The sequence below is a fragment of the Acinetobacter sp. 251-1 genome (genome assembly GCF_030329305.1).
GTDB lineage: Bacteria > Pseudomonadota > Gammaproteobacteria > Pseudomonadales > Moraxellaceae > Acinetobacter > Acinetobacter piscicola_A.
Window position 1 is genome coordinate 1 of sequence record NZ_JACANS010000053.1, and the last position, 1,348, is coordinate 1,348.

Annotated in this window: 3 protein-coding genes; 2 read left to right on the forward strand and 1 reads right to left on the reverse strand. The window is 36.0% G+C overall.

Annotated elements, in window-relative coordinates; genetic code table 11:
- Nucleotides 1-110 (reverse strand): oleate hydratase (locus HX129_RS17660; RefSeq protein ID WP_262442294.1); only part of this gene is annotated, 110 nt, incomplete at its 3' end.
- 490 nt (nt 111-600) lie between these two features.
- On the opposite strand from HX129_RS17660, the gene HX129_RS17755 reads away from it, so the two are divergent.
- Complete coding sequence (locus HX129_RS17755) at nt 601-915, forward strand: transposase family protein (protein ID WP_171250768.1); 315 nt, start codon at nt 601-603, stop codon at nt 913-915.
- Nucleotides 863-1,234: a transposase family protein gene (locus tag HX129_RS17665; protein ID WP_286436395.1), complete on the forward strand. Its 372-nt coding sequence runs from the start codon at nt 863-865 to the stop codon at nt 1,232-1,234. The genes HX129_RS17755 and HX129_RS17665 overlap by 53 nt, the downstream gene beginning before the upstream one ends.
- Nucleotides 1,235-1,348: the final 114 nt, after the last annotated feature.

Below are 1,348 nucleotides of genomic sequence, written 5' to 3' on the forward strand. Positions count from 1 at the left end.
TTGGCATCACGGATTGCAAATGCAGCAGCAGCCATACCTGCGATACCACCACCAATAATCCAAAGATGGGACTGTTGTGCGTCTAATGGGGTGCGCTTCTTCTTTTGCATGGTTCACCTTTAATAATGATGTTAAAAACTATGAAGTATAAAATGTGATTTAGAAAAACCTTAAAAATAGTATGACTTTTTATATATGAAAAATGTATGAAATGGGAAGCAATTTACTCATTATATTTTGTAATCAAAAAAATGTAAGTAATGGTTATTTTTAATACACATTTGTATTTTTTTTAAAATAAAATATAATTTAAGCAATTGATTTTATTATTTTATTGAGTAATCACTCTATTTTGATCATATTTGTTTGTGTCTGAAGAATGTGTTTGAAACTAGGCTTTCTATTGATCATTAAAAGATATAATTGAATAATAGATCTCTTTCATAAATCAAAAAACGAGCACCTTTTTGATTGATATTTGTACTCTAATTTTCTTAGCATTCGTGCATAATCTGCGGATGAAATACATTGATTCAAAGAAGCTTTCTGAAACACAGTTTAAGCGATATACAGGCATCTCATGGTCAACCTTTTATTTAAATGGTTGAGCAATTGCAGAAGCATGTTCCAGCTAAAGGCAGACCACCCAAGTTAAGTGTGGAGGATCAGGTTCTGCTCTGTCTGAACTATTGGCGGGAATACCGAACTTTATTTCACATTGCTACGAGTTATGGGGTTTCAGAGCCTACAGCCTCAAGAATTGTACGTCATGTTGAAGATTGCCTGATTCAGTCCAAGCTGTTTAATTTACCGAAGAATTTGCCCGAAAGCGAAGGCATAGACTGGAATGTGGTGATCCTGGATGCCACAGAAATTCCAATTCAAAGGCCTAAAAAAACAGAAGAAAAACTATAGTGGCAAGAAAAAGACCCATACCTTTAAAGTACAGGCCATCATCCATTATAAAACTCAGCAAATTCTGAGTTTATGCACTGATCGCGGTACGGTGCATAATTTCGAGCTATTCAAACGCAATTTAAAGCAGATTCCTTCAGGAGCTTTTATCCTTGCAGATAAAGGCTACCTGGGAATTTATGCTGTGTATCCTAATAGCCTGTTGCCGTTAAAAGCCAAAAGACGCTGTAAACTGGATCCTGAACTCAAAATCTATAATCAGGAAATCAACAAAAGAAGAATCGGGATCGAGCATGTATTTGGGCACTGTTGCAAATAACCACGAATGGTAAGCTGAAGACTGTTTTAGCTAAAGATGCAGCATATGAATCCTTTCCATGGTCGGCATTTTCAGGGCGAAATCATTCTTTGGGCTGTGCGCTGGTATTGTAAA